The 23853-nt window shown below is 62.9% G+C and carries 25 protein-coding genes, 1 tRNA gene and 1 pseudogene; 12 read left to right on the plus strand and 15 right to left on the minus strand.

The features are described 5' to 3' along the window. On the minus strand, positions 1-258 hold a 258-nt coding region (locus HP499_RS04880), incomplete at its 3' end, for an FTR1 family protein (RefSeq protein ID WP_172322793.1). Between the two features lie 198 nt (positions 259-456). Beyond that, positions 457-948: a YajQ family cyclic di-GMP-binding protein gene (locus HP499_RS04885; RefSeq protein WP_017200185.1), complete on the minus strand. Its 492-nt coding sequence runs from the start codon at positions 946-948 to the stop codon at positions 457-459. 182 nt (positions 949-1130) lie between these two features. Between HP499_RS04885 and HP499_RS04890 the strand changes: the two genes are divergently transcribed. Continuing rightward, positions 1131-1397 (plus strand): hypothetical protein, encoded by a 267-nt coding sequence (locus HP499_RS04890; protein WP_172322794.1) that lies wholly within the window; start codon positions 1131-1133, stop codon positions 1395-1397. A 128-nt stretch (positions 1398-1525) separates the two neighbouring features. After that, a tRNA-Tyr gene (locus tag HP499_RS04895) sits at positions 1526-1607 on the plus strand. Positions 1608-1891: 284 nt separating this feature from the next. Here the strand turns inward: HP499_RS04895 and HP499_RS04900 are convergent. Both HP499_RS04900 and HP499_RS04905 read right to left on the minus strand, forming a co-directional pair. Continuing rightward, positions 1892-2683: a potassium channel family protein gene (locus HP499_RS04900; RefSeq protein WP_172322795.1), complete on the minus strand. Its 792-nt coding sequence runs from the start codon at positions 2681-2683 to the stop codon at positions 1892-1894. Positions 2684-2772: 89 nt separating this feature from the next. Further along, complete coding sequence (locus tag HP499_RS04905) at positions 2773-2994, minus strand: hypothetical protein (RefSeq protein WP_172322796.1); 222 nt, start codon at positions 2992-2994, stop codon at positions 2773-2775. 177 nt (positions 2995-3171) lie between these two features. Between HP499_RS04905 and HP499_RS04910 the strand changes: the two genes are divergently transcribed. Continuing rightward, positions 3172-3717 (plus strand): thioesterase family protein, encoded by a 546-nt coding sequence (locus HP499_RS04910; RefSeq protein WP_172322797.1) that lies wholly within the window; start codon positions 3172-3174, stop codon positions 3715-3717. On the opposite strand, the gene HP499_RS04915 is transcribed toward HP499_RS04910, so the two are convergent. The 3 genes from HP499_RS04915 to HP499_RS04925 are packed head-to-tail and all read right to left on the minus strand — an operon-like array spanning position 3714 to position 6188. Beyond that, a complete protein-coding gene (locus HP499_RS04915) occupies positions 3714-4514 on the minus strand; it encodes an ABC transporter permease subunit (protein ID WP_172322798.1) in 801 nt (266 codons plus the stop codon). The two genes, HP499_RS04910 and HP499_RS04915, sit on opposite strands and share 4 nt — an antisense overlap. Next, positions 4507-5514 (minus strand): ABC transporter ATP-binding protein, encoded by a 1008-nt coding sequence (locus HP499_RS04920; RefSeq protein WP_172322799.1) that lies wholly within the window; start codon positions 5512-5514, stop codon positions 4507-4509. The genes HP499_RS04915 and HP499_RS04920 overlap by 8 nt, the downstream gene beginning before the upstream one ends. A 14-nt stretch (positions 5515-5528) precedes the next feature. Then, positions 5529-6188: a TetR family transcriptional regulator gene (locus HP499_RS04925; RefSeq protein ID WP_172322800.1), complete on the minus strand. Its 660-nt coding sequence runs from the start codon at positions 6186-6188 to the stop codon at positions 5529-5531. A gap of 211 nt (positions 6189-6399) precedes the next feature. Between HP499_RS04925 and HP499_RS04930 the strand changes: the two genes are divergently transcribed. Then, positions 6400-8193, plus strand: a complete 1794-nt coding sequence (locus HP499_RS04930; RefSeq protein ID WP_172322801.1) for a GDSL-type esterase/lipase family protein — start codon at positions 6400-6402, stop codon at positions 8191-8193. A gap of 90 nt (positions 8194-8283) precedes the next feature. Then, on the plus strand, positions 8284-8661 hold the full coding sequence (locus tag HP499_RS04935) for a co-chaperone YbbN (RefSeq protein WP_172322802.1): 378 nt from the start codon (positions 8284-8286) through the stop codon (positions 8659-8661). Between the two features lie 103 nt (positions 8662-8764). Here the strand turns inward: HP499_RS04935 and HP499_RS04940 are convergent, their stop codons facing one another. Then, complete coding sequence (locus HP499_RS04940) at positions 8765-9043, minus strand: putative quinol monooxygenase (protein ID WP_024817673.1); 279 nt, start codon at positions 9041-9043, stop codon at positions 8765-8767. A gap of 83 nt (positions 9044-9126) precedes the next feature. On the opposite strand from HP499_RS04940, the gene HP499_RS04945 reads away from it, so the two are divergent. Next, on the plus strand, positions 9127-10818 hold the full coding sequence (locus HP499_RS04945) for an AMP-binding protein (RefSeq protein ID WP_172322803.1): 1692 nt from the start codon (positions 9127-9129) through the stop codon (positions 10816-10818). Here HP499_RS04945 and HP499_RS04950 read toward each other — a convergent pair whose 3' ends face one another. The 3 genes from HP499_RS04950 to HP499_RS04960 all read right to left on the minus strand — a co-directional run bounded on the left by HP499_RS04950 (position 10819) and on the right by HP499_RS04960 (position 13674). After that, positions 10819-11631: an ABC transporter permease gene (locus HP499_RS04950; RefSeq protein WP_172322804.1), complete on the minus strand. Its 813-nt coding sequence runs from the start codon at positions 11629-11631 to the stop codon at positions 10819-10821. Further along, positions 11631-12599 (minus strand): ATP-binding cassette domain-containing protein, encoded by a 969-nt coding sequence (locus HP499_RS04955; protein WP_172322805.1) that lies wholly within the window; start codon positions 12597-12599, stop codon positions 11631-11633. The genes HP499_RS04950 and HP499_RS04955 overlap by 1 nt, the downstream gene beginning before the upstream one ends. Before the next feature lie 103 nt (positions 12600-12702). Then, the gene (locus tag HP499_RS04960; RefSeq protein ID WP_172322806.1) at positions 12703-13674 is read right to left on the minus strand and encodes a DNA-3-methyladenine glycosylase; all 972 of its coding nucleotides are present in this window, start codon (positions 13672-13674) and stop codon (positions 12703-12705) included. A 145-nt stretch (positions 13675-13819) separates the two neighbouring features. On the opposite strand from HP499_RS04960, the gene HP499_RS04965 reads away from it, so the two are divergent. The 4 genes from HP499_RS04965 to HP499_RS04980 all read left to right on the plus strand — a co-directional run bounded on the left by HP499_RS04965 (position 13820) and on the right by HP499_RS04980 (position 18160). After that, positions 13820-14212: a VOC family protein gene (locus HP499_RS04965; protein WP_172322807.1), complete on the plus strand. Its 393-nt coding sequence runs from the start codon at positions 13820-13822 to the stop codon at positions 14210-14212. Between the two features lie 50 nt (positions 14213-14262). Continuing rightward, entirely contained in the window at positions 14263-15648 is a 1386-nt protein-coding gene (locus tag HP499_RS04970; RefSeq protein ID WP_172322808.1) for a cystathionine beta-synthase, read from the plus strand. 75 nt (positions 15649-15723) lie between these two features. Further along, positions 15724-16893 (plus strand): cystathionine gamma-synthase, encoded by a 1170-nt coding sequence (locus HP499_RS04975; RefSeq protein WP_172322809.1) that lies wholly within the window; start codon positions 15724-15726, stop codon positions 16891-16893. Between the two features lie 4 nt (positions 16894-16897). After that, positions 16898-18160 carry a glycosyltransferase 87 family protein gene (locus HP499_RS04980; protein ID WP_172322810.1) on the plus strand — a complete coding sequence of 421 codons (1263 nt, stop codon included), beginning with the start codon at positions 16898-16900 and terminating at the stop codon, positions 18158-18160. A gap of 79 nt (positions 18161-18239) precedes the next feature. On the opposite strand, the gene HP499_RS04985 is transcribed toward HP499_RS04980, so the two are convergent. Together HP499_RS04985 and HP499_RS04990 are read right to left on the minus strand one after the other, a co-directional pair. Next, positions 18240-20378, minus strand: a complete 2139-nt coding sequence (locus HP499_RS04985; protein ID WP_172322811.1) for a phosphocholine-specific phospholipase C — start codon at positions 20376-20378, stop codon at positions 18240-18242. Between the two features lie 139 nt (positions 20379-20517). After that, positions 20518-20838: pseudogene (locus HP499_RS04990) on the minus strand (peptidoglycan-binding protein); the annotation flags it as partial. 1140 nt (positions 20839-21978) lie between these two features. Here HP499_RS04990 and HP499_RS04995 point away from each other — a divergent pair. Next, positions 21979-22662: an IS110 family transposase gene (locus HP499_RS04995; protein WP_253951407.1), complete on the plus strand. Its 684-nt coding sequence runs from the start codon at positions 21979-21981 to the stop codon at positions 22660-22662. Beyond that, positions 22571-22906 (plus strand): transposase, encoded by a 336-nt coding sequence (locus HP499_RS25045; RefSeq protein ID WP_309138338.1) that lies wholly within the window; start codon positions 22571-22573, stop codon positions 22904-22906. The genes HP499_RS04995 and HP499_RS25045 overlap by 92 nt, the downstream gene beginning before the upstream one ends. A gap of 9 nt (positions 22907-22915) precedes the next feature. Here the strand turns inward: HP499_RS25045 and HP499_RS05000 are convergent, their stop codons facing one another. Together HP499_RS05000 and HP499_RS05005 are read right to left on the minus strand one after the other, a co-directional pair. Beyond that, positions 22916-23242 carry a carboxymuconolactone decarboxylase family protein gene (locus tag HP499_RS05000; RefSeq protein WP_172322812.1) on the minus strand — a complete coding sequence of 109 codons (327 nt, stop codon included), beginning with the start codon at positions 23240-23242 and terminating at the stop codon, positions 22916-22918. Between the two features lie 63 nt (positions 23243-23305). Continuing rightward, positions 23306-23853 (minus strand): flavodoxin (locus HP499_RS05005; RefSeq protein ID WP_172322813.1); only part of this gene is annotated, 548 nt, incomplete at its 5' end.

A 23853-nucleotide genomic window follows, 5' to 3' on the forward strand; every position in this document is an offset into this window, starting at 1 on the left:
CATCCAGGTCACCAGTCCAACGGCCAGAATGGACAAGCCGCCGCCGATCGCTTCCTGCGCCTCGAATGTCAGGCCGCGGGGGCCGAAGGTCAGCAGGGCGCCGAAACCAAGCGAAATGGCGATGGCAACACCGACGCCCATCCATACCCGGGAGATCAAATGCCGCCTGCCGGTTTTGATCAGATAAGCCATCAGGAGCACCACGATCAGTGATGCCTCAAGGCCTTCGCGCAGGCCGATCAGGAAGTTGGCGGTCATGTGGTTTTCTTTCGCTTGGGAAGCCGTAGTTAGGCTCACCTAAGGAAGAAGACTACTGTGACTTGACTATTACGCAAACTAATCGTGTGCTAATGCGCCAACTCATTACGACAATCGCTGTAGTTTCGGGCAGCAAAAAGCCGGTGCGCAGGCTCCTGGGTGGGGCTGCACCCCGGCTTTTCGGATGGTGCGGGCAGCTTAGCTGCGGAAGTTCACGAACTGCAGATCTGCCTCTTCGAACTTCTTCAGGATGTTCATGGTTTCCTGGAGGTCGTCGCGGGACTTGGAGGTTACGCGCAGTTCGTCGCCCTGGATCTGGGACTTGACGGACTTGGGGGCTTCATCGCGGATGATCTTGTTGATCTTCTTGGCGATGTCCTGGGCGATGCCCTCCTTGATGGTGCATTCAAGGCGGAATTCCTTGCCGGAGGGGAAAGGCTCGCCCTGGTCCAGGGACTTCAGCGAGATGCCGCGCTTGATCAGCTTTGACTGGAAGACATCCAGGACGGCAAGGACGCGGTCCTCGGAGTTGGCCTTCATGAGGATCTTCTCGCCGCTGAAATCGATCTCCGCGCCCACGCCCTTGAAGTCGTATCGCTGCGCGATTTCCTTCTGGGACTGGTTCAGTGCGTTGGCGACCTCTTGCTTGTCTACCTTGCTGACGACGTCGAATGTGGATTCGCCTGCCATGACTCTCCTTAGGTTGGGGGCCCTGTGAGGGCGGGTTGGTCTGGCATCCAGCCTAGTACGGAAGCCGGGGGTTGGGGCCGGGGAGTTCTTTCACAGTTCGCTCACAGCGCATGCACTGCTGGAACGGAGGGGCTCGGTTGAGAGTTGTACCAGTTGGAAGAACACATCGCCGGAGGATCAGCATGAGCAGCAAGGCCGTCCAGTCCATCAGCAAATCCGCGTCCGCAGCAGCGGGCTCCCTTGGCACGGCCGCAGTTGCCGCAGCGAGTGCTGTAGCTGCTGCCGCTGTTGCCGCTTCGATCGTCCTGAGCCCTGTCCCTGACGCCACCGCCCGCATGGACGGAGTCCACGCCGACCTGCTCCGGGCGGTTCAGCTGAACCAGATCACCGCCGAGCAAGCGGAGAAGTTCGAAGCCAAACTGGCGGGCCGTATCCTCGGGGAAGCGTGAAATACCGCGAAATCCCTGGCATCTGCCCCCGATTAGATTCTTCGCAGAAAGTTCTGTAAGGTTGTCTCTGCCTTCGGTTACCGGATCTAAAAGAAACGGTCTCCGGAAGTGATCTTCTTTTGAAGTTCGGCAGATTACCCGAGCGGCCAAAGGGGGCTGACTGTAAATCAGCTGGCAACGCCTACGGGGGTTCGAATCCCTCATCTGCCACCCAAAGGAAAATCCCCGGAACCACTGGTTCCGGGGATTTTTTATGCCCGGCAGATCTCGCCCGGCGGCTTCCCGGCCCAAGGATCCCGGTGTTGTTCGCCGGCGCACCCGTTGTGCGGCCGGAGATTCGGATAAGCGCGGGAGTTGAGAGTGCCGGATGAGTGTGCCGCCACCACCCACTTTGATCGCACTTAGGCGGCGACTCGCCGCAACCAAGGGCGTGTCATGGCATCCGGCTGCCCAAAGTAGGTGGTGAACGTACGGGCTCCAGCGGGACGCCGAGCCTAGGCTTCGCGCTCCCGCCCTGATTCCGCGGTTTGCCGGGCTTCCGTGGCTTCCCGAAGTTCGGCGATCTCCATCCTCAGGGCTGCAATCTCGGTGACCAGATCGGCCATCTCGGCTCGTACGGGTTCCTCGGCTGCGGCGGCTTTGACTTCGGCGGCCGCTGCCACGTCCTCGGCGTTCTCCTCGATCCGCTGAATCAGCCAAGAGGCGATCGATGCTGTGACGATACCCAGCACTGCGATGCCACTCATCATCAGTGCCGCAGCTACGATCCTGCCGATGGGGGTTACCGGGTACAGGTCTCCGTAGCCAACGGTGGTGATGGTGGTGACAGCCCACCAGGCGGCATCACCGAAATTGAGGATCTTCGCTGCGGGGTCATTCTGCTCCACGTCCAAAACTGCCAGTGCGCCGACGAGGATGAGCATCGCCGCTGCGCCTGCCACGTAGGTAGCAACGCGTCCGCGCAACGTTTCGCCCACAGTGCGTTGGAGAACGGACAGCAAAGTGACCAGGCGCAGGAGCCGCAGGGGGCGGAAGAAGGGGAGCACCACGATCAACAGCTCGTGCAGGTTCCAGAGGAACCAGCGCATCCGGTCTTCGGCAAGCCAGAGGTTGACGAAATAGTCCAGCGCGAAGATACCCCAGGTGATCCAGAGGACAATCTCGAACGGCACCGCATCGGGCCCGTTCACCTTGCCGATGACCTGCCATCCGTAGGCGGTGAGAAAGATCAGTGCCGTGGCCATGAGGGGCCATTCCACCAGGTCCCGGTATCGCGCTTGTGTCATAGGGGAATACTAGCCATCGCAGGCGCATCTACCCCTGCGGGGACAGCTGAAGGGTGCTGCGGGAAGGGCGGCAGGGCGCGTGGAACCGGTCAGGCGGCGGGTGTCTCCAGCCAGTATCCGTCGAGGTGGTGGATCAGTTGCCTGCCGAGGCCGCCCTTGAGCTGGATCCACAGGGTGCTGCGGTCCTCGGTCATGCCGTCGATGGTTCCCTCGATGCGGTTGCCCCGTGCATCCTGGAGGACAACGCTTTGGTGGCGTGAAAGTTCGGGCCAGACCTGGCCCTGTGGCCTGGTAGTTTGCAGTGTGCTCAAAGGGTCCCCCTTGGATGGTCATTCAACAGAAGAGTTTCAGATATTCTGCACGCCTTTGATGAACCGGCGGTAAACGTTAGTGCAAACGTTGGACATAAAGCACGTCATGGACTATTCCCCGTCCACCATGCGGTCAACGCCTTTCCCGTAAAGTTACTGACGGGTAACATTGTGGGCATGCATCTGCTTCTTCGCACCCTCATGCTGCTCTTTACCTCCGCCAAGCGCTCTCCGCTGGGTGTTTGGGAAGAGTCCTCCCTGCCCCTGAAAGTGCTGCCGACGGACATCGACATCGCCATGCACGTCAACAACGGCATGTATTTCTCCCTGATGGACCTCGGCCGCTTCGACCTCATGGTCCGCAGCGGGATCTGGACCAAGATGCGCAAGAAGGGATGGAGTCCGGTAGCTGCCGGCGAGACCATCGCCTTCCGCAAGTCCCTGCAACTGTGGCAGCGCTACACCATCGAGACCCGCATCATCGGCCTGGACACCAAAGCCATCTACTTTGAACAGCGCATGGTGGTGGACGGCGAGATCTATGCCCGCGCGCACATTGCCACGCGATTGGTTGCCAAGGGCAAGCCTGTCACCCAGGAGGAAATCGTTGCGGAGTTCGGAGCCCCTCCTGCGGGCCTTGAGCTACCCGAATGGATCCATGAATGGCGTGAGAACAATGCGCTCCCCGGCGCACGCCGCCCCGCCCCGCACGTCTGGAGCTAGACGCCCACATCGCGCTGCCGCAGGGCCAAGGAGCCGAGCACAATGAAGGCTGCGGAGATGCCGAAGAGCCCGGCAACAGCTCCCCAGTCGGCGCCGTTGGCCACAGGGGAGTTGCCGTAGGCCCAGTGATAGGGCGAGAGATTCAACAACCACTCCACGTCGGGACTTTGCCTTCCCACAGCGTTGAAGACATAGCCAAGGACAGCGACGGCGGCGCCCGCGGCCACAGCGTACATCTTCCGGCCGGTCAGCGCTCCAGCAAAGAGCGCCGCGGTTCCGCTGAACAGGGCAAGGGCGGCGAACAGCAGCACCGCTCCGGTGAGATGCCCGACGTCGATCCCCAGTTGCGAGGGCCCGTTCAGTCCCAGCACCACAAGGAACACGAGGACGGAAAGGAACGCGATCCGGACCACCATGGCGAGGGCTCGTTCCAGCACCACCTGCGCGCGGGTCACGCTGTGTGCGAGCGTCAATTCCAACAGCCCTGATTCTTCGTCGCCTGCTACCGCCGCAGCACCCCAGCCGATGGAAGCCATGGACATCAGCAGGAACCCAAGCAGCCCGAACATGGTGGCCTGGGTGTAGCCAGGCCCTGAAGCGATCTGATCGTAATTGAGGGCTTTGGTCATTTCAGGCGGAAGCGCGTTGATCAGGTCCTGCATCTGCGCGCTGCCGCCAATGGACGGGTAGAGAGGCAGGTACAGCATGCACGCCGCCGTCAGGCCCACTGCCCAGCCCAGCGTGGAGCGCCAGGAGTCGGTGAGCGCCTTGGCGAAGAGGGGCAGGATCTTAGGCACGGTCCGCTCCTTCCGGGCGACGTGGAGAGCCGGCCGAACCCACAGTGCCCGTGCCGACCACAGATTCGGTGTCAGCGCCTCCGGTGTATAAGGTCAGCACGGCCTCTTCGAGGTCTGGTTCTTCAAGGACGAGGTCCGTCAGGTTCAGTCGCGCCAACTCCTGGACCAGGGGCTTCACGTGACCGGAAAGTGTTGCTGTCGCCACCACTGTCCCTGTGGTGTGGCCGTCGGCGGGGAGCTCGCGAACCGCGACGTTGGCGACGCCCGGCACCCGGGCCAGCAGCGCTCCGACGTCGTGCGCGTTTGTTCCCGTGCTGTTGAAACGCAGTTGCCGGACGGCCGCCATCCTCAGGGCCTCCACCGTGGACACGGTGACGATTTCGCCGTCGCGGAGGATGGCCACGGCGTCAGCTGCTTGTTGGACTTCACTGAGGACGTGCGAGCTGAGGAACACCGTGGCGCCCGCGGCCACTGCCTCGCGGACCATGGCGTGAAAAACCTGTTGGACCAAGGGGTCAAGGCCGCTGGTGGGCTCGTCCAGCACCAAGAGCTCGGGTTTATGCATGAAGGCCTGCAGCAACCCCAACTTCTGCTTGTTGCCCTTGGAGAGTTTCCGGGTTTGGCGGTCCAGGTCCAGGTTCAGGCGGTCCGCGAGATCGTTGACGTGGCGGGGGTCCACGGGTCCGCTGATGGCAGCGAAGTGCTCCAGCATGCGGCGGCCCGTGGTGCGGTTTTCCAGATGCAGCTCACCGGGCAGGTATCCGATCCTGCGGCGGAGGGAGGTGCCCGCACGGCGGGGATTCTGCCCCAGCACGGTCACCAAACCCGCACTGGGCCGGATGATGTCCAGCAAGCACCGCATGGTGGTGGTCTTGCCGGCTCCGTTGGGACCGATGACGCCGAAAACCGTCCCGGCTTCCACCGCGAAATCCAGTCCGTGCAGGACTTCGCGGTGACCGAACTTCTTGCGCAACCCCTCGACGACGATTGCCTGGGTCACGGGGCATGCTCCCTTCAGTGGTTGATGGTCTCTTGCTGCAAGGCGTCGCGGGCCGCGTCAAGGAACCGCGAATCGGTGTAGAACCCGTGGGTATAGATCTCCAGGGCGGGCAGCGTGAGTTGACGCAGCAACCCAGGCCCGATTCCGTGGGGTTCCGGGCTGACCTCGCCCAGTGTCCTTGAGAGGTGCCTGCCCAGCATGAGGATGGACAAGCTGTTGGAGGCAATGACGACGGCGGTGGACCGGACGTCGTCGAACTTCCGGATGGTTCCTGCCGCGATTCCAGCGTTGATGATGTCCTCCGTTTGGCTCACGACAGCATCAAAGAAGGCATTGCCGGCCTCGGATTCGTCACCCAGTGCTTGGCGGATGTAGGCGATCTCCTGGGCGTACTGTTCCGGGTTGCCCAGGTAGTCCTGGATCAGTTGGCGCGTTGATGCGGGGTCGGACTTGTCGCGGCCTTGGCTGGCTGTTTGGGCGAGGACGTGTTGATCGCAGGCGGCGCGAAGGCCTTCCTTGCTGCCGAAATGGTGGATGACCAGGCCAGGGCTGACCCCGGCCAGCGTGGCGACCGCCCGGACTGTGGCGCGGGCGAATCCGTCGCGGCCGAACAGTCCGATGGCGGCGTCGCGGATGCGGGCCCGGGTGGTGAGATCCTCTGCGCTTGAACGCATGTTTCAAACACTAAACACCTGTTCAATGCCAATCAAGTGGCTTGGTCATAACGATGTGACACCATTGGCTGGGTCGCCGGTGTTGAGTGTGCCGACGTCGCAGATACTTGCCTCAGTGTTATTGATGGGGCAGCAGGTGGGGGTTTGGCAAGTGGGCTTTTCTAAGACGGCAGTGGGGCCGGTGCGTCGTTGGTTTCTGCGCACTGCAGCGATGGCGCTGCTGGTTCCCGGCACGCTGGGTGCGGCACTTCCCGCGCATGCCGCCGCCCAGCTGGCCGTCCCCGCAATAACCTCGACGCCGCCCCTCACCGGTGCGATCGGCAACCTGTACAACACCAGCGCGTGGGCACGGAGCGTACTGCTGCGCCCCACCAGTGCCGAGGAATGTTCCGGCAGCGGGAGCACCAGCGGCTGCGTGCAGCGGTTTGCCGGGGGCGACATCGCCTGGTCTGCCCGCACGGGCGCCCGGGTGGTGGTCAATGGGCCGGTGCGTACGTCCTGGTGGGCTGCGGGCGGGCCTTCGGGTTTCCATGGCTATCCCAAAACCGATACCACCAGCGGGCTGCGCAACGGCGGCTCCAAGCAGAGCTATGAACGCGGCGCCATCACGTATTCGCCGGGAACCGGTGCCCAGCGGACCAGCGGTTCGATCCATCTGGCATGGAGCCGTGCCGGTCTCGAAGCCGGTTACCTCGGGTACCCGGTTACAGGGGAAAGTACGGGACTGCGCGACGGCGGTGCCTGGCAGGCTTTTGAACGCGGCTTTGTGGTGTGGTCCCCGGCCACCGGGGCACACCCCTCCATGGGCGCCATCCGCGAACGCTGGCGTCAATCCGGAATGGAAGAGGGTGAGCTGGGCTACCCCTCCACGGACGAAGCCCTGGGTTTGAAAAATGGCGGTTCGTCACAGCAGTACCAGCGCGGAACCATCATGTGGTCACCGGCCACCGGGGCCAAGGCAGTGACCGGTGCCATCCGCAGCTACTGGTCCTCCACTGGAGGCCAAAACGGGGCCCTGGGGTATCCGGTGGGTGAGGAAGTCCGGCAAAACGCCTTTGTCTACCAGCTCTTCCAGGGCGGCACCGTCTATTGGTCAGCCGCTACAGGGGCGCACTCCACCACGCACGGTGACGTCCACAACCGCTACAACGCCTTGGGTGGAGCGGCCGGACAATTGGGCCTCCCGCTCACGGACAAACTTCCCCGGGCGGGAGGACTCGTTCAACAGTTCGTCAATGGCTGGCTGGTGTGGGGACCGGCCACCGGAGCAAAGATTGTTGGGCACCCCACCTACAAGGTGTGGTCCGCAAACCCGGGCGAGTTCGGCTGGCCCGTCCGGGATACCTGGAGCGACAGCAGGGGTACGCACGTAGCGTTCCAGAAGCTGGAGACCATATGGAACGGTGCCACGGAGGAGCTCTACTCGGCCGAGCCCGTGGATGCGTCCACCGTGGTTTTCCTGGGGGACTCCCAACTGGACCTGGATTCCTGGGGCGAGCAAGGTGCCCGCGGGGCCGGTTACCCCCGGCAAGTAGTCCGAAGCATTGGCGGGCTGGGCTACGTTTCCGGAAGTCCCGCCGTCGGGGGCGGTTCTGCCACTGATGCGCTGGCGCAGGACCGGATCCTCCTCCCGCAGGGAAACCCCGGGCTGGTGGTGGTGACCCTGGGCGGCAACGACGCCAGGATCGGCGCCACGGATGCAGCCATCCTGTCCCAAGCCAACCGGCTGTGGGATGAACTTCGACGCAAATATCCCCGCAGCACCATCCTGATCAATGGCGTTTTGTCACGGTACGATTCCAGCCACGCCCAGCGCCGGTGGGTGGATGGCCTGGTGACCCGGGAGGCCGCGCTTCGCGGGTGGCCCCGGATCTCACTGGCCGGTACGGCAACCATCGCAGGGGCGGCCGCCGATTACCTGGACGGCACCCACATGAACCAGACCGGCCACAACAAAGTGGCCCCGCTCTACGCGTCCGCGCTGAAGTACGTGTTGGCAAAGTAGGGGTTTGGCTGCTTTATTCCCGGTAACGCGGGAAGCGAACAGGGCGTCCCTCCACGGGACTTAGCGGGCAGGGTCGCGTACCGTGGAACCATGGCTACAGTTGACATCACTGGAGAACAGTTCGCATCGACCATCGAGGACAACGACATCGTCCTGGTGGATTTCTGGGCTGCCTGGTGCGGCCCGTGCCGCCAGTTTGCGCCCACCTATGGGGCAGCTTCGGACAAGCACACCGACGTCGTCTTCGCGAAGGTGGACACCGAAGCCGAGCAGCAACTGGCCGCCGAAGCCGGGATCACGTCCATCCCCACGCTCATGGCTTTCCGCGAAAAGGTCCTGGTCTTCTCGCAGCCGGGTGCGCTCAACGGCCAGCAGCTTGAGCAGGTCATTGAAGCCGTGAAGGGCTTGGACATGGACGAGGTCCACGCCCATGTTGCCAAGGCGCGTGCCGAGGCCCAGGAAAACTAAGACCAAGCGGCGGTTCCACACCGAACTCGCCGGAAATGCATCGAGGTCGCCGAAAAATTCCGGCGACCTCGATGCTTTAAGGCGTTCTCGCAGTATTGCGCGATCAGAGCCGTTCGAGCTTGACCGGCTCTGCCAGGAGCGCACTGAGGGACTCGTTCAGGTCCTGAACGGCGATGCCCTTGGAATGCTTCTCCAGAAGCTCCTCGGATTCCCAGCGCTCTGTGAGGACGAGCTTCTCTTCGGTAGCCTCGGTCAGTTCGTAACGGATGCAGCCGGGTTCATTGACGACCTCGTCGATCGCGATTTCCAAAGCGAGCTTCACACGGAAGAACTCGCCTTCATTGGGGATGAACGTGGCCTGCAGGTCGATGGGTTCACTCATGGCTCCCACATTACCGGCAGGACACGGCGCGGTTGGAGGCGGTTACGGTTCTGTTGCGCGCCCTCACTCGGTAGCGTTCCGTCATGTTGTCCTACACTGCCGGAGACACTGACGTCCCGCTGCTCGAAGAGACCATTGGTGCCCACTTTGAGCGCATAGCGGCCAGGTTTCCCTTGCGGGACGCGCTGATTGAGGCCGCTGCCGTTCCGGGCGGTGATGCCCGCCGGTGGAGCTACCAAAAGCTGAACGACGACGTCGATCGCCTCGCCCGCGCGCTGCTCGCCACAGGTGTAGCCAAGGGCGAGCGGATCGGTATTTGGAGCCCCAACTGCGCTGAGTGGACCATTCTTCAGTACGCCACAGCCAAAATTGGTGCAGTGCTGGTCAACGTGAACCCGGCCTACCGGAGCCACGAGCTGGATTTCGTGGTCAAACAGAACGGCATGCGGATGCTGGTGGCTGCGCCATCGGACAAGAACAGCGATTACGTGGCCATGACAAGGGAGGCGGCCGGTAACTGTCCGGACCTCCGGGAGATTGTCTTTCTCCCGGGTAACGCGGAGTTGGACCTCGTCGGCGGAGAGCCTCAAGCCGGCCACGAGCTCACCTGCGCCGAACTCCTCACCCGGGCAGACGGCGTCGGGCTTTCGGCACTTCGGGACCGGATGGCGGAACTGGACCCGCACGATCCCATCAACCTGCAGTACACCTCGGGCACTACGGGCTTTCCCAAGGGGGCCACGTTGACGCACCACAATATCCTCAACAACGCGCACTCGATCGGCCGGCTCCTGAACTATACGGAGCAGGACCGGGTGGTGATTCCCGTGCCTTTCTATCACTGCTTCGGCATGGTGATCGGAAACCTGAATGCCCTCAGTTTCGGCGCTGCCACCATCATTCCCGGCCGCGGATTCAGTCCTTCGGCGGCGTTGGAAGCAGTGCAGGACTTCGGCGGGACATCACTATATGGCGTGCCCACCATGTTCATTGCCGAGCTCGCACTTCCGGATTTTGCCTCCTATGACCTCTCCACGCTGCGGACCGGAGTGATGGCGGGATCCTTGTGTCCCATTGAAGTGATGCGCCGGGTGATCGATGAGATGCACATGGTGGATGTGGCCATTTGCTACGGCATGACCGAGACCTCGCCCGTCTCCACCATGACCGGTGCCGGGGACACGTTGGAACAAAGGACCAGCACAGTGGGCCGGACCATGCCGCACTTGGAAAGCCGCATTGTTGACCCGGGGTCCGGTGAAGTGGTGGAGCGCGGCACGATCGGCGAGCTCTGCACCCGGGGCTACGCGGTGATGCAGGGCTACTGGGGCCAGCCGGATAAGACCACGGAAGCGATCGACGCCCAGGGCTGGATGCACACCGGTGACCTTGCCCGCATGGATGACGACGGGTGCGTGGTGATCGAGGGCAGGATCAAGGACATGGTGATCCGCGGAGGGGAGAACATCTACCCGCGGGAGATCGAGGAATTCCTCTACCTTCACCCCTCCATCCAGGACGTGCAGGTGATCGGCGTTCCGGATCAGAAGTATGGCGAAGAACTGATGGCCTGCATCATCCTCAAGCCCGGTGCTGCCGACCTGACCGCAGGGGACCTGGCCGAGTACTGTCGCGGGAAGTTGGCCCACTACAAGATTCCCCGCTACGTGGAGGTGCGGGAGAGTTTCCCCATGACGGTTTCGGGCAAGGTGCGGAAAGTGGACATGCGCCAGGAAGCGGTGTCCCGGCTACACCTCCCCGTGAAAAACAGGTAGTTAGTTGGTGTTCCGGCTGATGGTCCGGATTCCCACTGCAAGGCCGACGACGGCAGTCACCACAGCGGCCACGAGACCCCCGAGGGTGTCCATGCCAATGTTTCCGGAGAAGAGTTCGCGTTCGGCATTGACGAGGTAGGTCAGCGGATTGAACAGGCTGGCCACCTTCATCCACCCGGGGCCCGCTTCGATGGGCAGCATGATCCCGGACAGGATCATGAGCGGGAAAAGCAAGGTCTGCTGGACACCCCAGAAGATCCATTCCTTGTTCTGGGAAACCAAGGCAAGGGCATAGGACAGTGCACCCAGGCCGATTCCGAAGATGCCCAGGATGACCAGGCCCAACAGCACATGCAAGGGATGGAAAACGAAACCGAACGGAATACACACGATCGAGATCAGCAGGCCCTGTACCACCAAGGGAGCCCACTCCTTCAGTGCCCGGCCGATCATGAGCGAGGACCGCGACAACGGTGTGGCAAGGATCCGTTCGTAGGAGCCCGTCATGAGCTCGTACTGCAGGTTGGAACCGGTCATGGACGTGCCAAAGAGGGCGATCATGACCACCACACCGGGCAGGAACCACTGGAGGGTGGACTGGCCGCCGAACGCCGGGGCGCCCACGGCCGCACCCAGGAGCGGACCGAAGAGGCCCAGGAAAACCAGTGGCTGGATGAGGGAGAAAATCAGTGAGAACGGATCCCGCAACGGCAGCAGCATTTCCCGCCAGAACACGAACCACGTGTCAGTCAGGACGCTGCGCGGTCCACGCCTTTGGAAGGCAACTCCCGGGGCGACAGCTTGCTCAATCATCAGACGTCAGCTCCTTCGCGCAGGCTGCGGCCGGTCAATTCCAGAAAAACGTCGTCCAGCGTGGGCGGCTTCAACTCCAGCGACTGGGCGGGAGCCCCGGCGTCGTGCATGTCCTTCAACAACCCGGGCGCCAGCCGCGACCCCTGGGCCAGCCGAAGCTGGAAGCGGACCACGCCGTCGTACGCATTTTCCTGGATGTCGCCCTCGGCGGCGGCCCGGCCCAACAGGCCACGGACTTCCGAGGCCGAACCGGCAGCAACTTCCACTGCCATCAGGTCACCGGCCAGGTTCGCCTTGAGTTTGCTGGCGGTATCGTCCGCAATGATGGTGCCGTGGTCGATCACGATCACGCGCTCGGACATCGAATCGGCCTCGTCCATGTAATGCGTGGTCAGCACTATGGTTGTCCCGTGTTCCTCACGCATCCGCATGATGTGCTCCCAAAGATTGGCGCGGTTCTGGGGGTCCATCCCGGTGGACGGTTCATCGAGGAACAGCAGCCCGGGGGAGTGCATCAGCCCCAGCGCCACGTCCATGCGTCGTCGTTGACCGCCGGAAAGCTTGATCACCGTGCGCTTGGCGAGGTCGGCCAGGTCCAGGGATGCCATCAGGGTTTCGGCGCGTGCCTTGGCATCTGTGGTGTTCAGTCCGTGGAAGCGGCCCTGCATGATGAGTTCGTCGACCACCCGGTAGCTGTGGCCGCCGCCATTGCCTTGGCCGATGTAGCCGATCCGGGCCCGCACTCCTGCAGGGTCCTTGCCGACATCAACACCCGCTACGGTGGCCGAGCCGGAGGTGGGCTTCAACAAAGTGGTGAGCATCCGCAGGGTTGTGGACTTGCCTGCGCCGTTCGGACCCAGGAAGGCAACCAGTTCCCCGGGTGCTACGTCCAGGTCCACACCCTTGACGGCCTCGACGGTTTCCTTCTTCACGGTGAAGGTCTTGGTGAGCTTGTTGGTGTGGATCACGGTCACTCCAGGGCTGGCAGGGGATGGCTCCTAGGCGCCACGCTATACCCGTGGAGGGTGGCCGTCCACGGCCCTGCGGACAGCTCCCGTCCGCAATGAAAACTCAGTGACCGCGGTGATCCTGAACGGTCATCCGTGGCCCAAACGTGGGCTTGCGGAAGCCGCTGGCATACAGCATGCGGACCAAACGTTGCCTCTGCCCGCGCCAAGGCTCCAGCAGCTCCACCATGCCGGCGTCGTCAGTCTTTCGACCCGTCAGGGCATAGCCCACGTACGAGGCCAGGTGGTAGTCACCCACGGAAATCGAGTCAGGGCACCCGTGCGTCCGTTGGACTACCTCGGACGCCGTCCAGATGCCGATCCCGGGAATGGTCTGCATCCCGGCGCTCGCCCGGGCAGGGCCCAGCCCGGCAAGGCGTTCAAGCGCGACGGCGGACTGCAGCGCCCGCATCACGGTGGCCGATCGCTGTGGTCCAACCCCGGCCTTATGCCACTCCCACGAAGGAACGGCCAGCCACTGCCTGGCGGTGGGTGGTACAAGGAGCCCTGCGGGGGCCTTGCCGGGGGCGGCTGTTCCGTAGCGATGCAGCAAATACCGGTACCCTCGCCGTGCCTCCAAGGTGGTGACCTTTTGCTCCAAAATGGTGGGCACCAGGGAGTCAACCACGCGGCCGGTGGAAGGCAGCCGCAGGGCCAGGTTCCGGCGTCGTGCTTCTGTCACGAGGCGCGGCAGAGTGGCATGGAAGGCGGGGTCGTCGAAGGCGGACCAATCGTCATCGGCGCCGAGCAACCGCGGTACTCCCGCGATGGCGTCGCCGGCTCCGGGTCCCCAGGCTTGGGCGTCTACAAAGGACTCCACTCCCACCCCGCCCGCCGATAGCCTCACCGTGGCCGGCCCCGAGCGGGCGGTGTAGGCCATCCAGAAACCGCTGGAGTTCACCGCAAAGGAAGGGTCCGCGTTGCCCCGCATGAGCGGAAACATGGTCTGGTCCAAGCGGAAGGCAGCGCCCGGATGCCACCGGATGGCCGCATCAGCCGAGGCCGCAACAACGGCCGGGGCGTCTGCAATGGTCATGTTTTCATGGTCCCACGCCGGGCTGACAATCTGCATCCGCCGCAGCCCTTACGGTGGCAACGGCCCACCGCTAGACTCCCTGATGTGGCGCGGGTGGGCCGCGCCATATCGAAGGAACAACTTCCAAAATCAAGGAGCGCGAACCATGAGTGGAGTGGTGCATTTCGAGATCCCCGCGGACAACAATGAGCGGGCCAACACTTTTTACCAGAGTGCCTTCGGCTGGACCCTGATGCCCATGGAGGGCATGGAGTACACGGCGGCGATCACGGCGCCCACCAACGAAGAGACGGGCACCCCCAATGAACCGGGAGCCATCAATGGCGCACTGTTTCCACGGACTGAGACGCTGAAGACTCCCATCCTGACCATTGACGTTGAAGACGTCGATGCTGCATTGGCACAGGTGGAATCAGCCGGCGGCAGCGTGGTCCAGGCCAAGGACGCCGTCCCCGCCATGGGCTGGTACGCCTACTTCAAGGACACAGAGGGCAACGTCCTTGGCGTGTGGCAGACCGACACCTCCGCCGGAACCTAGCCGCGGGGCCGAAGCAGGCCGTACACCGGGCAGGCGGTAACTTTGTACCTATGAAGTACGCCCAGTCCGTGTTGGACCTCATCGGCAATACGCCGCTCGTCAAGCTCAACCACGTCACGGAGGGCCTCAAAGCCACCGTCCTGGTGAAACTTGAATACCTCAATCCCGGTGGATCCATCAAGGACCGGATCGCCGTGAAGATGATCGAGGATGCGGAAAAGGACGGCCGGCTCCAGCCGGGCGGAACCATCGTTGAACCGACGTCAGGCAACACCGGAGTGGGTTTGGCGCTGGTAGCCCAGCAAACGGGCTACAAATGCATCTTCGTGGTGCCGGACAAGGTGGGTGAGGACAAGCGCGCCGTCCTTCAGGCGTACGGTGCCGAGGTAGTGGTCACGCCCACTGCTGTGGCTCCGGACAGCCCGCAAAGCTACTACGGCGTTTCGGACCGCCTGGTCAGCGAAATCCCGGGCGCCTTCAAGCCGGACCAGTTCTCCAACCCCGCTGCCCCCGGCAGCCACTACGAGTCCACGGGTCCCGAAATCTGGCAGGACACGGACGGCCGGGTCACCCATGTGGTCATCGGCGCCGGAACCGGCGGCACCATCACCGGCACCGGCCGCTACCTCAAGGAAGTCTCCGCTGACCGTGCAGAGTCCGACGGCGGCCAGGTCAAGATCATCGGCGCAGACCCGGAAGGTTCGGTCTACTCCGGCGGAACCGGCCGGCCATACTTTGTTGAAGGCGTAGGCGAGGACATGTGGCCCGCCAACTACGATCCCTCTGTTGCGGACCAGGTCATCGCAGTTTCCGATGCCGACTCCTTCTCCATGACCCGTCGACTGGCCCGGGAAGAGGGTCTCCTGGTTGGCGGTTCCTCCGGGATGGCCGTGGTGGCCGCACTGCAAGCCGCCAAGGACCTGGACGAGTCCGCAGTGGTGGTGGTGATCCTCCCGGACTCCGGCCGCGGCTACCTGGCCAAGATCTTCAACGACCAGTGGATGCGCTCCTACGGCTTCCTCTCCGGCGGCGAAGAGTCCTCAGTAGGCGAAGTCCTCAAATCCAAGACGGGCGAGATGCCGGACCTGGTCCACATCCACCCCAACGAGTCCGTCCGTGACGTCATCAACATCATGAACGAGTTCGGCGTCTCCCACATCCCGGTCCTCTCCCAGGAACCGCCGGTAGTCATGGGTGAGGTCATGGGGGCCGTGGATGAACGCAGCCTCACCAGCAAGCTGTTCCGCGGCGAAGCGAAGCTGATGGACAAGATCTCCGAACACATGGGTGAACGCCTGCCGGTGATCGGCTCCCTGGAGACCATTTCGGCCGCGCGCGAGCTGCTGTCCGACGTCGATACCGTCATGGTGACGTTTGCCGGTGCCCCGGTGGGCATCCTGACGCGCCATGACCTCCTGGCCTACCTCAGCAACTAGGCCCCAACAGAGCGCCGGCGTCCGGTCCCGGCCTGCGCCCTGATCCATCCGCCCCACGAACCAAGAGGAGCTTTCATGTCTGCCACCAACAACGCCGGCTTCAACACTCGCGCCGTCCACGCCGGACAGGCCTTTGAACCCCGGACCGGTGCCGTGGTGCCACCGCTGCACTTCAGTTCAACCTACGCCCAGGACGGCATCGGCAACCTGCGTTCAGGGTACGAGTACGGCCGTGGCGGCAATCCCACGCGCGATGCGTTGCAGGAGCAGCTTGCCGCCCTCGAAGGTGGCACCGCGGCGTTCTCGTTCGGCTCCGGCCTTGCCGCGGAGGACTCGTTGATCCGCGCCGTGGCCCGCCCCGGTGACCACATTGTCCTGGGCAACGACGCCTACGGTGGCACCTACCGCTTGATCAACCGTGTCCTGGGTGACTGGGGCATCGGCAACACCCCCGTGGATATGTCGGACCTCGACGCTGTTGCGGCCGCTGTTGCTGCCAACAACACCCGCATGGTGTGGGTGGAAACGCCGTCCAACCCGATGATGAAGATCACCGACATCGAGGCGCTCGCCGCTGTAGCGCACGACGCCGGTGCCCTCCTGGTGGTGGATAACACCTTCGCGTCTCCCTACTTGCAGACCCCGCTGGCCTTGGGCGCCGATGTTGTGGTCCACTCCACCACCAAGTACATCGGCGGCCACTCCGATGTTGTGGGCGGTGCCATTGTGGTCAAGGATGCCGAACTCGCGGAGAAGATCGGCTTCATCCAGTTCGCTGTTGGTGCAGTTTCCGGTCCCATGGATGCCTTCCTCACCACCCGCGGGCTCAAGACCCTGGGCGTCCGCATGGACCGCCACAGCGAGAACGGCCAGGCCGTAGCCGAATGGCTGTTGCAGCGTCCCGAGGTGGAAGCGGTACTGTACCCGGGCCTGCCGGACCACCCCGGCCATGAGCTCGCCGCGAAGCAGATGAAGAAGTTCGGCGGCATGGTCTCTGTGCAGTTCAAGGGCGGTGAGGCAGCAGCACGCACGGTTGCCGAGTCAACCTCGGTGTTCACCCTCGCCGAATCCCTGGGCGGCATCGAGTCCCTGATGAACTACCCCTCGGAGATGACCCACGCCTCAGTCAAGGGCACCGAACTGGCCGTTCCCGTCAATCTCCTGCGCCTGTCCTGCGGGATCGAGGAAGCCGAGGACCTGATCGCCGACCTTGAGCAGGCCTTTGCCAAGATCAGCAACGGCTGACACTGTGGCTTCTCCTTCACAAACGGTGGCTTCCACCGCGCAGCGGGGCTGGATCCTCACCGTGGCGGGCGCGCTGACACTGGTGGTCGCGGTGTGGTTCCTCTACACGGACTACGAGCCGGCGCTGAATGACTTTGAGGTCTACTTCTACGGCGGCGGCAAGGTCTTGGAAGGCGGCGACTTGTACGCCTTCAGGGAGGGACTGCCGTTCACGTATCCGCCGTTCGCCGCCCTGCTCTTCACGGCTCTGGCGGGCATGGGCTTTTTTGCGGGCAGCCTGGTGTTCATCCTCGCCGCCTTGGTGGGTGCCGGCGTCGTGGCCGCATGGCTGGCACGGCACTATTTCGGCCTGAAGACCTGGCGTGCGGCCTTTGCCGACTACCGCTTCCGCACCACGGCGTTGGTGGGGGCGGGTGCCATCCTGCTGCTGGGACCATGGCGGGACACCTTCGTCTTCGGGCAAATCAACATCATCCTCATGGGCGTGATCCTGGTTGATTTCGCCCTGTACGGCAAAGTCCGAGCAGGCCAAATCCGTTGGCCTGCCGGCCTCCTCATTGGCCTCGCCGCCGGGGTGAAGCTGACGCCCCTGGCTTTTGGCTTGTATTTCCTGGTGCGCCGGGACTTCAAGGCGCTGGGTTGGATGGCTGCGGGCTTCTTTGGCTCCATTGCCTTTGCCTGGGCAGTCCTGCCTCAGGCTTCCCTGAACTTCTGGACCAAAATCCTCCCCGACACCGGCCGTATCGGTGGTCCGGCGTACGTTGACAACCTCTCAGTCAAGGGACTGTTGCTGCACTTCGGGATGCCGGACTCTTCCCTCACCAACGTGGTGTGGATGGTTCTGTCCCTGGGGCTGGTGGTCCTTGCGGGACTGATCATCAAGTGGGCTGTTGACGCGGACGAGAACTTCGTCGCAGTCTCTGCCACCGCCCTGCTGATGCTCCTGATCAGCCCTGTGTCCTGGTCCCACCACTGGGTGTGGGTTGCTGTTGCCTTGCCCAGCATGGCGTTCGCCATTCATAGGGTTCCTTCACGATCCGGGCGGATGCGAACTGCCGGATGGGTGATCGCGGTTTGTTCCACCGTGGCTTTCTTCATGACCCCCAAGAACCTCGCAGTATGGGCCGGGGCTGCCGAGTGGGGCAAGGACCCGCAGACCCAATGGCAACTGATGATCTCCAGCCTGGGCGTGGTGTGCGCAATAGCCATGCTGGTCTATTGGGCACTGGCCTACCATCCCGCCCGGACCCGAAAACACGTCAGCTAGCAACGAACCCCGCCCTTGTGCGCAACTTCCACCGATGTACGGTGGGGGATGCGAACAAGGGCGGGACTCGTTGGAGCGGCTAGCCGGAGATGCCTTCGCGGCCGTCTTCCTCCCGACCTGTCAGGCGCCTCCTGAACGACCCATCATCGGCAGAGGTGAGCTGGAGGTCGTACCAGCCCTCCAAAGTGTCGCAGCCGATTTTCCTGGTGTGCCCGGGCTTCAGCTTCACGGTTTGGCTGATTTGCGCGTACTGCAGGGACTCCAGTTTCACGGTGACCGTTGCCCTGCCGTTGTTGCTCAACTCCAGTTCCACGGCTTTGGTGCCTCGGCGACCGGTCACGGTGACATCCACGCCTGACGCCGCGCCCGTCGTCGTGCCTTTCAGTTCGTATTGGTACCGGTTGGGGCCGGTGACGACGACGTCGAACGCACCTGAGGCGACCGGAAGTTCCACCTTCCGGCTTCCCAAAACGTCCACGTGCAGGGGTTCGGAGACCTCGCCGGCGTAGCCGTACACGGTGAAGTGGGTGGACCGGGATCCCTTGTTGGCCAGCGTCAGGCCCAGGGTGCCGGACTGAACGTTTCCCGAGACTTGAGGACGGTAGGGGAGCGGGCGGGCGGGCCGGCTGCCGGCTTCCTGGAGCGGGGCCACCTGCACGGCCGGGGGATTGGGGCGCCAGCGACTGATCTTGGCCGGCACAGCTCCCGGGTGGTCAAGGACCGGAGGAGTGCCCGGGGACGTGAAGTTGAAGACGCCTGTCAGGTCACCGCAGACTTCGCGGCGCCAAGGCGAGATGTTCGGTTCTTCAACGCCGGTCCAGCGTTCCAGGAAGCGCAGCACGGAGGTGTGGTCGAAGACTTCCGAACTGACGTAGCCGCCCACGGTCCACGGTGAAACCACCGTCATGGGTACGCGCGGTCCCAGTCCGATGGGCCTGGCGGTGGTCCAGTCCGTGGATTCGCCTGCCGCGGGACGCGGCTGGACGGGCGGCGGGACGTGGTCAAAGTAGCCATCGTTCTCGTCGAAGTTCAGGAAAATTGCGGTGCTGTCCCAGGTTTCCGGGTTGCTGGCCACCGTGTCCAGCAGGCGATAGACAAAGTTTGCGCTGCCAACGGGTGTTGAAGCGCCCGGGTGCTCGGAATCGGCTGCGGAGGGCACCAGCCAGCTGACCTGCGGCAAGGTTCCACCGGTGATGTCTGCGCCGAGGCGTTCCAGGAGGGTGTCTGGACGGCCACGCCACATGGCTTTGTCGAACAGTGCCCGTTCGGCATCGGTGAGGGCGGCCCTGCCCTGCTCCAATTGTGCGAGGAGCCGGTCCTGTTCGGCCGGCGCTTTTCCGTGAAGGGTGTCGTAGAACTCCTCGGTGGTGCGAAGGTTTCCATCCACCTTGGCGAGCATCTTGCGGCCGATCGCCTTGAACGTCTGGAAATATTCCACGGCGTTGTCCGTGAAGTTATCCCAGTCCTGATAGATCTTCCACGAGACACCGTGCTGTTCGAGGCGTTCGGGGTAGGTGGTCCAGTCGTAACCGCCGTGGTCATAACCGTAGGCTGCGTTGGTGACGGCACGCTTGGTGCTGGCCGGTTCGCTGCCCGTGGTTCCGCTCCAGAGGTAGTTCCGGTTGGGGTTGGTGGAGCCGTTCACGGAGCAATGGTAGGCGTCGCAGATAGTGAAGGTGTCCGCGAGTTCGTATTGCAGCGGGATGTCCTGGCGTTCGTAGAACGTCATGGTGGACGCGCTCTTGGCGGGAATCCACTGATCGCACCAGCCGTTGTTCCACGCCGTGGTGGTGCCGTTGAAGGAGTGGTCCAGATCGCCCAGGTACTGGATATCGGAACCGGGCCTGCCGGCGAGTTCGGCCGCTTTGCGCAGGGAGAACGGGAGCACGTCCCCGCCGGTGGCGCGCGGCTGCTCGAACATGGACTTACCGGTCCGCAGGCGGGTAACGGCTTTGTCCCCATAACCGCGAACCCCGCGCAGTGATCCAAAGTAGTGATCGAAAGAGCGGTTCTCCTGCATGAGCACAATGACGTGCTTGATGGACTGCAGGCTTCCCGGCGGGACCGGTTTGGCCATGGCTGCCTGCACCGAGGGCGGCAGCAGCGATCCTGCGGCTGCAAGCGCCGTCGCTGCAGCCGCGGTGCCAAGGAAGCCGCGGCGGGAGAGCCCGGACGAATCGGTTGAACGATTAACCATTTCAGGGTTGTTCGAGGACATTCAGGGGTGCCTTTCGTGGTCAGAGTTGACCGGGCCAGCCTAATCAGGGCGGATGAACCTGGGATGAAAGCGGGGGAAACCGGCGGGGTGTGTCGCGCAGATCACACCCCGGGATTCGCAAGCAGGGAGTCCGGCGTCCCTAATTGAGGGCAATCACCAGCATTTGATTGGTGCCGGGAATGCACGTTTGCAGGACGGCCTTGGGGAAGCCGTCGAAAGCCGCCGAGACATGGCTGGTGGTGCCGCCCAAGGGGACCTGGCCGCGGGCATCCACGGTATAGGTCCCATAGCCGGGGAGTGTGACCGTTTGGCCCACCTCGATGCCCGAAAAACGTGCCCACCCGCCACAGTAATCGTGCTCGGTGATGAAGAGTGAAAAGTCATCAGTGGGGGTGTAATGGACCGGGCCGATGCAGGCATCCACCATCTCCTGGCCGCCCGAGCCAGCAACCTTAATGGTCCATTCGCCCCGGCTGCCGGGCAGGCGGGCAATGGATCCACCGCCGTCGGGAAGTTGCCCCGCCATTGGACCCGCGACGGCGGGAGCCACCTGGCGCTGGAACGTCACGGCGTGCGGGCCAAGTGCCAATCCGGAAGGCGGCGCCGGGCTCCACGATGTTGCATTGCCGGCCAACGGCGGCGTTGCGGCCACCGCGGACATGATGGCGACGGTCAGCAGCAGGGTCTTGAGGTGCGGGTACGGCACCTTCTTGCGAAAGGAATCGATCGCGGATGGCATGTTTTGTGGTTGTGGGTTGTCCTGCCGATTCATGGGAACCCCAAGTGCAATTGGAACCGGCCTGGACGCCGGAACAGTTATTCAGAAATCCCCAGACACTATCGATTGTAGGAACTCCCGGGCCGATCTGAGCCTGATGGGGCTACTCGTCTTTCGAATCGGTCACTACTTGGTTGCGGCGCCGGAAGCTCTGGGCTGAGAAGAACATGGATGCACCCAACGACGTATCCCACATGAAGGTCATCCACACGGACTGCGGTAAGCAACAATGTCGGCTGATGCGTGCACCCACTGCGGCATGCCCTTGACCGCCGCCACCACGAGCTGGCACAGCTTCAAACGCAGCGACCATCCGCTGGCACACTGAGGAGAATTGGACATGGCAGGGAGGTTGTTCCTGACTTATCCGCTGGCTGACGATCCGACATTGCGCCGGTTCTGTACTGGGGGAGATCTGTCGGTCCGGCTCCCTGCCCACTGGGTTTGAAGCATCTGCGCGAGTCGCAGCCTCAACAGTTAGACGACTGTTGAAAATGAGACGGTGGCAGGAAAGCAGTTCCTGACTTGCCCGCTTCGTGACGATCGGCACCTCGTGCACGAACTGTCTACGCGGAGATCTGTCGGTTCGGCTTCCCTGTCACTCACCTAGGGCGATCGGGCCGGACGGAGTTGTGACTTGATAGGAACGTGCAGCTTAGCTCTTCAGTGCTTTGTCCGCCCGGCCCGGTCAATCGTGCTCGCCTCAAAATCCGTCGATAGGAATGAGCGCACATGACTCTCACAACGACGCTGCCCGTCAGGGCAGTCACCATCGGGGTAGACACGCACTCGATGTTTCACCACGCGGCAGCTCTGGACTCCATGGGGCATCTACTGGATGACCGCCGTTTTCCCGCCAACCTCGCCGGATACCAAGACCTGTTGGACTGGTCCTCGGGCTTTGGGATCATCAGCGCCTTCGGCATCGAATGCACCGGCTCCTATGGGGCCGGCCTAACAAGGCATCTGCTGGCCGCAGGGGTAGATGTCATCGAGGTCAACAGGGGACACTCATTGACCCGTAGCCGCTCACGGAAAAACGACGCTATAGACGCAGAAGAAGCAGCCCGCAAAGTGCTCTCCGGTCAATGCTCTTCACCAGCCAAAGACACAACCGGCACCGTTGAAGCCATCCGTCACGTGTATCTTGTGCGGGACTCCGCCATCAAATCCCGCACGGCTGCACTTGTCCAGGTGAGAGACATCCTCGTTACGGCACAAGGCATTCTGAAGGACCGATTGGACGCCGGAGCAAGCCGCCAAATATGCGCTGCGGGAACTCGGCCGGCGCATCTCTGCACTCACCGTTCAGATCAACGAGACCGAAAAGCACCTGACCAAGCTGCTGCACGCAATCGCGCCAACCATGATGGCACTGCCCCAAGTCGGGCCTGTCACCGCTGCCCAGCTACTGATAACAGCCGGAGAAAACATCGACAGATTCCCCAGCGAGGCCGCGTTCGCCCGCCTCTGCGGCGTCGCACCAGTGCCGGTTTCCTCAGGTAGATCCCACAGAATGCGACTTCATAGAGGTGGCAACCGCCAAGCCAACAGATCCATCTATTTGATCACTGTCGGTAGCCTCAAACTCGACCCAAAATCCCAGGCATATCGAGACCGCAAACGGGCGCAAGGACATTCCAAAGGAGACGTTATCCGCAGCCTGAAACGCTACGTCGCAAGAGAGCTCTACTACGCCCTCAAGAAGGACCTCCAAGAACATAACCGAGTCGTCAAGCTGAGGCCCTAGTCCCGTCGGCTATTCAGCTTGTGAGAAGACTTCTTTCGCGACGGTGATGGCTGACATTGCTTTGGGCCATCCGGCGTAGAAAGCCATGTGGATGATCGCCTCTTTGAGTTCGGTCTCGGTCAGTCCGTTGGTCCGTGCGCGGGCGAGGTGCCCGCGGAGCTGGTCGGTACTGCCGCTGGTGATCAGGCTGGCGACCGTGATGAGGCTGCGGTCCCGGGGTGGAAGTTCTTCGCGTTCCCATATGTCGCCGAAGAGAACGCCGTCTGTGAGATCAACGAGTTTCGGGGCGAAATCGCCGATGAGTTGCTGTGCCCTGGTCTGGTGTGAATCGCTCATGTGCTGAACCTTTCAATATGTGTAACTGTAGGTGCGCGGGCGCCGGCTGTTGCTGCCGAGCGCTTAGCGGGCGGGGAGAAGTCCTAAACGTTGTAGCCATGATTCGACGGCGGCTCCGGCGTCCCGGACCTCTTCGCCTTTGACCGCAAGGCCTTGGCCGATGGTTGAACCGGTGCAGGATTGTTCGTAGTCGCGTGCGGTGTTGCCCAGCCCGCTCATGGCATGGGTGGTGACCGGGTAGACGGTCTTTCCGGCGAAGTCGTAGCTTTCCGTGAACGTGGTCATGATCATTGGGGCCCTGACGTTCCAGATGCCGCTGGCCAGGATCACCGTGTCGTACTGCTGTATGGAGGGCAGCGGGTTGCTGATCCCCGGGCGTGCGTCCTCGTCCTGTTCGCGGACGTTCCGGGCGACGGTGGCGTCATAGCTGTCCGGGTAGGGTTCAGCGGCTTCGATGCGGTGTACCTGGCACGGGATCAGGGCGCTGATCATGCCCGCGAGTACCTCGGTGTTGCCGATCTCCAGGTTGGTTCGGTCTCCGTAGTAGTAGTTTTCACCTGCCCGTGAGAAGTAGGCGAGCAATACCCGTTGGCCTCCCTGGCCTGGTCCTG

Source organism: Paenarthrobacter sp. CM16, from assembly GCF_013179505.1.
In the GTDB taxonomy this organism is placed as follows: Bacteria; Actinomycetota; Actinomycetes; order Actinomycetales; family Micrococcaceae; genus Arthrobacter.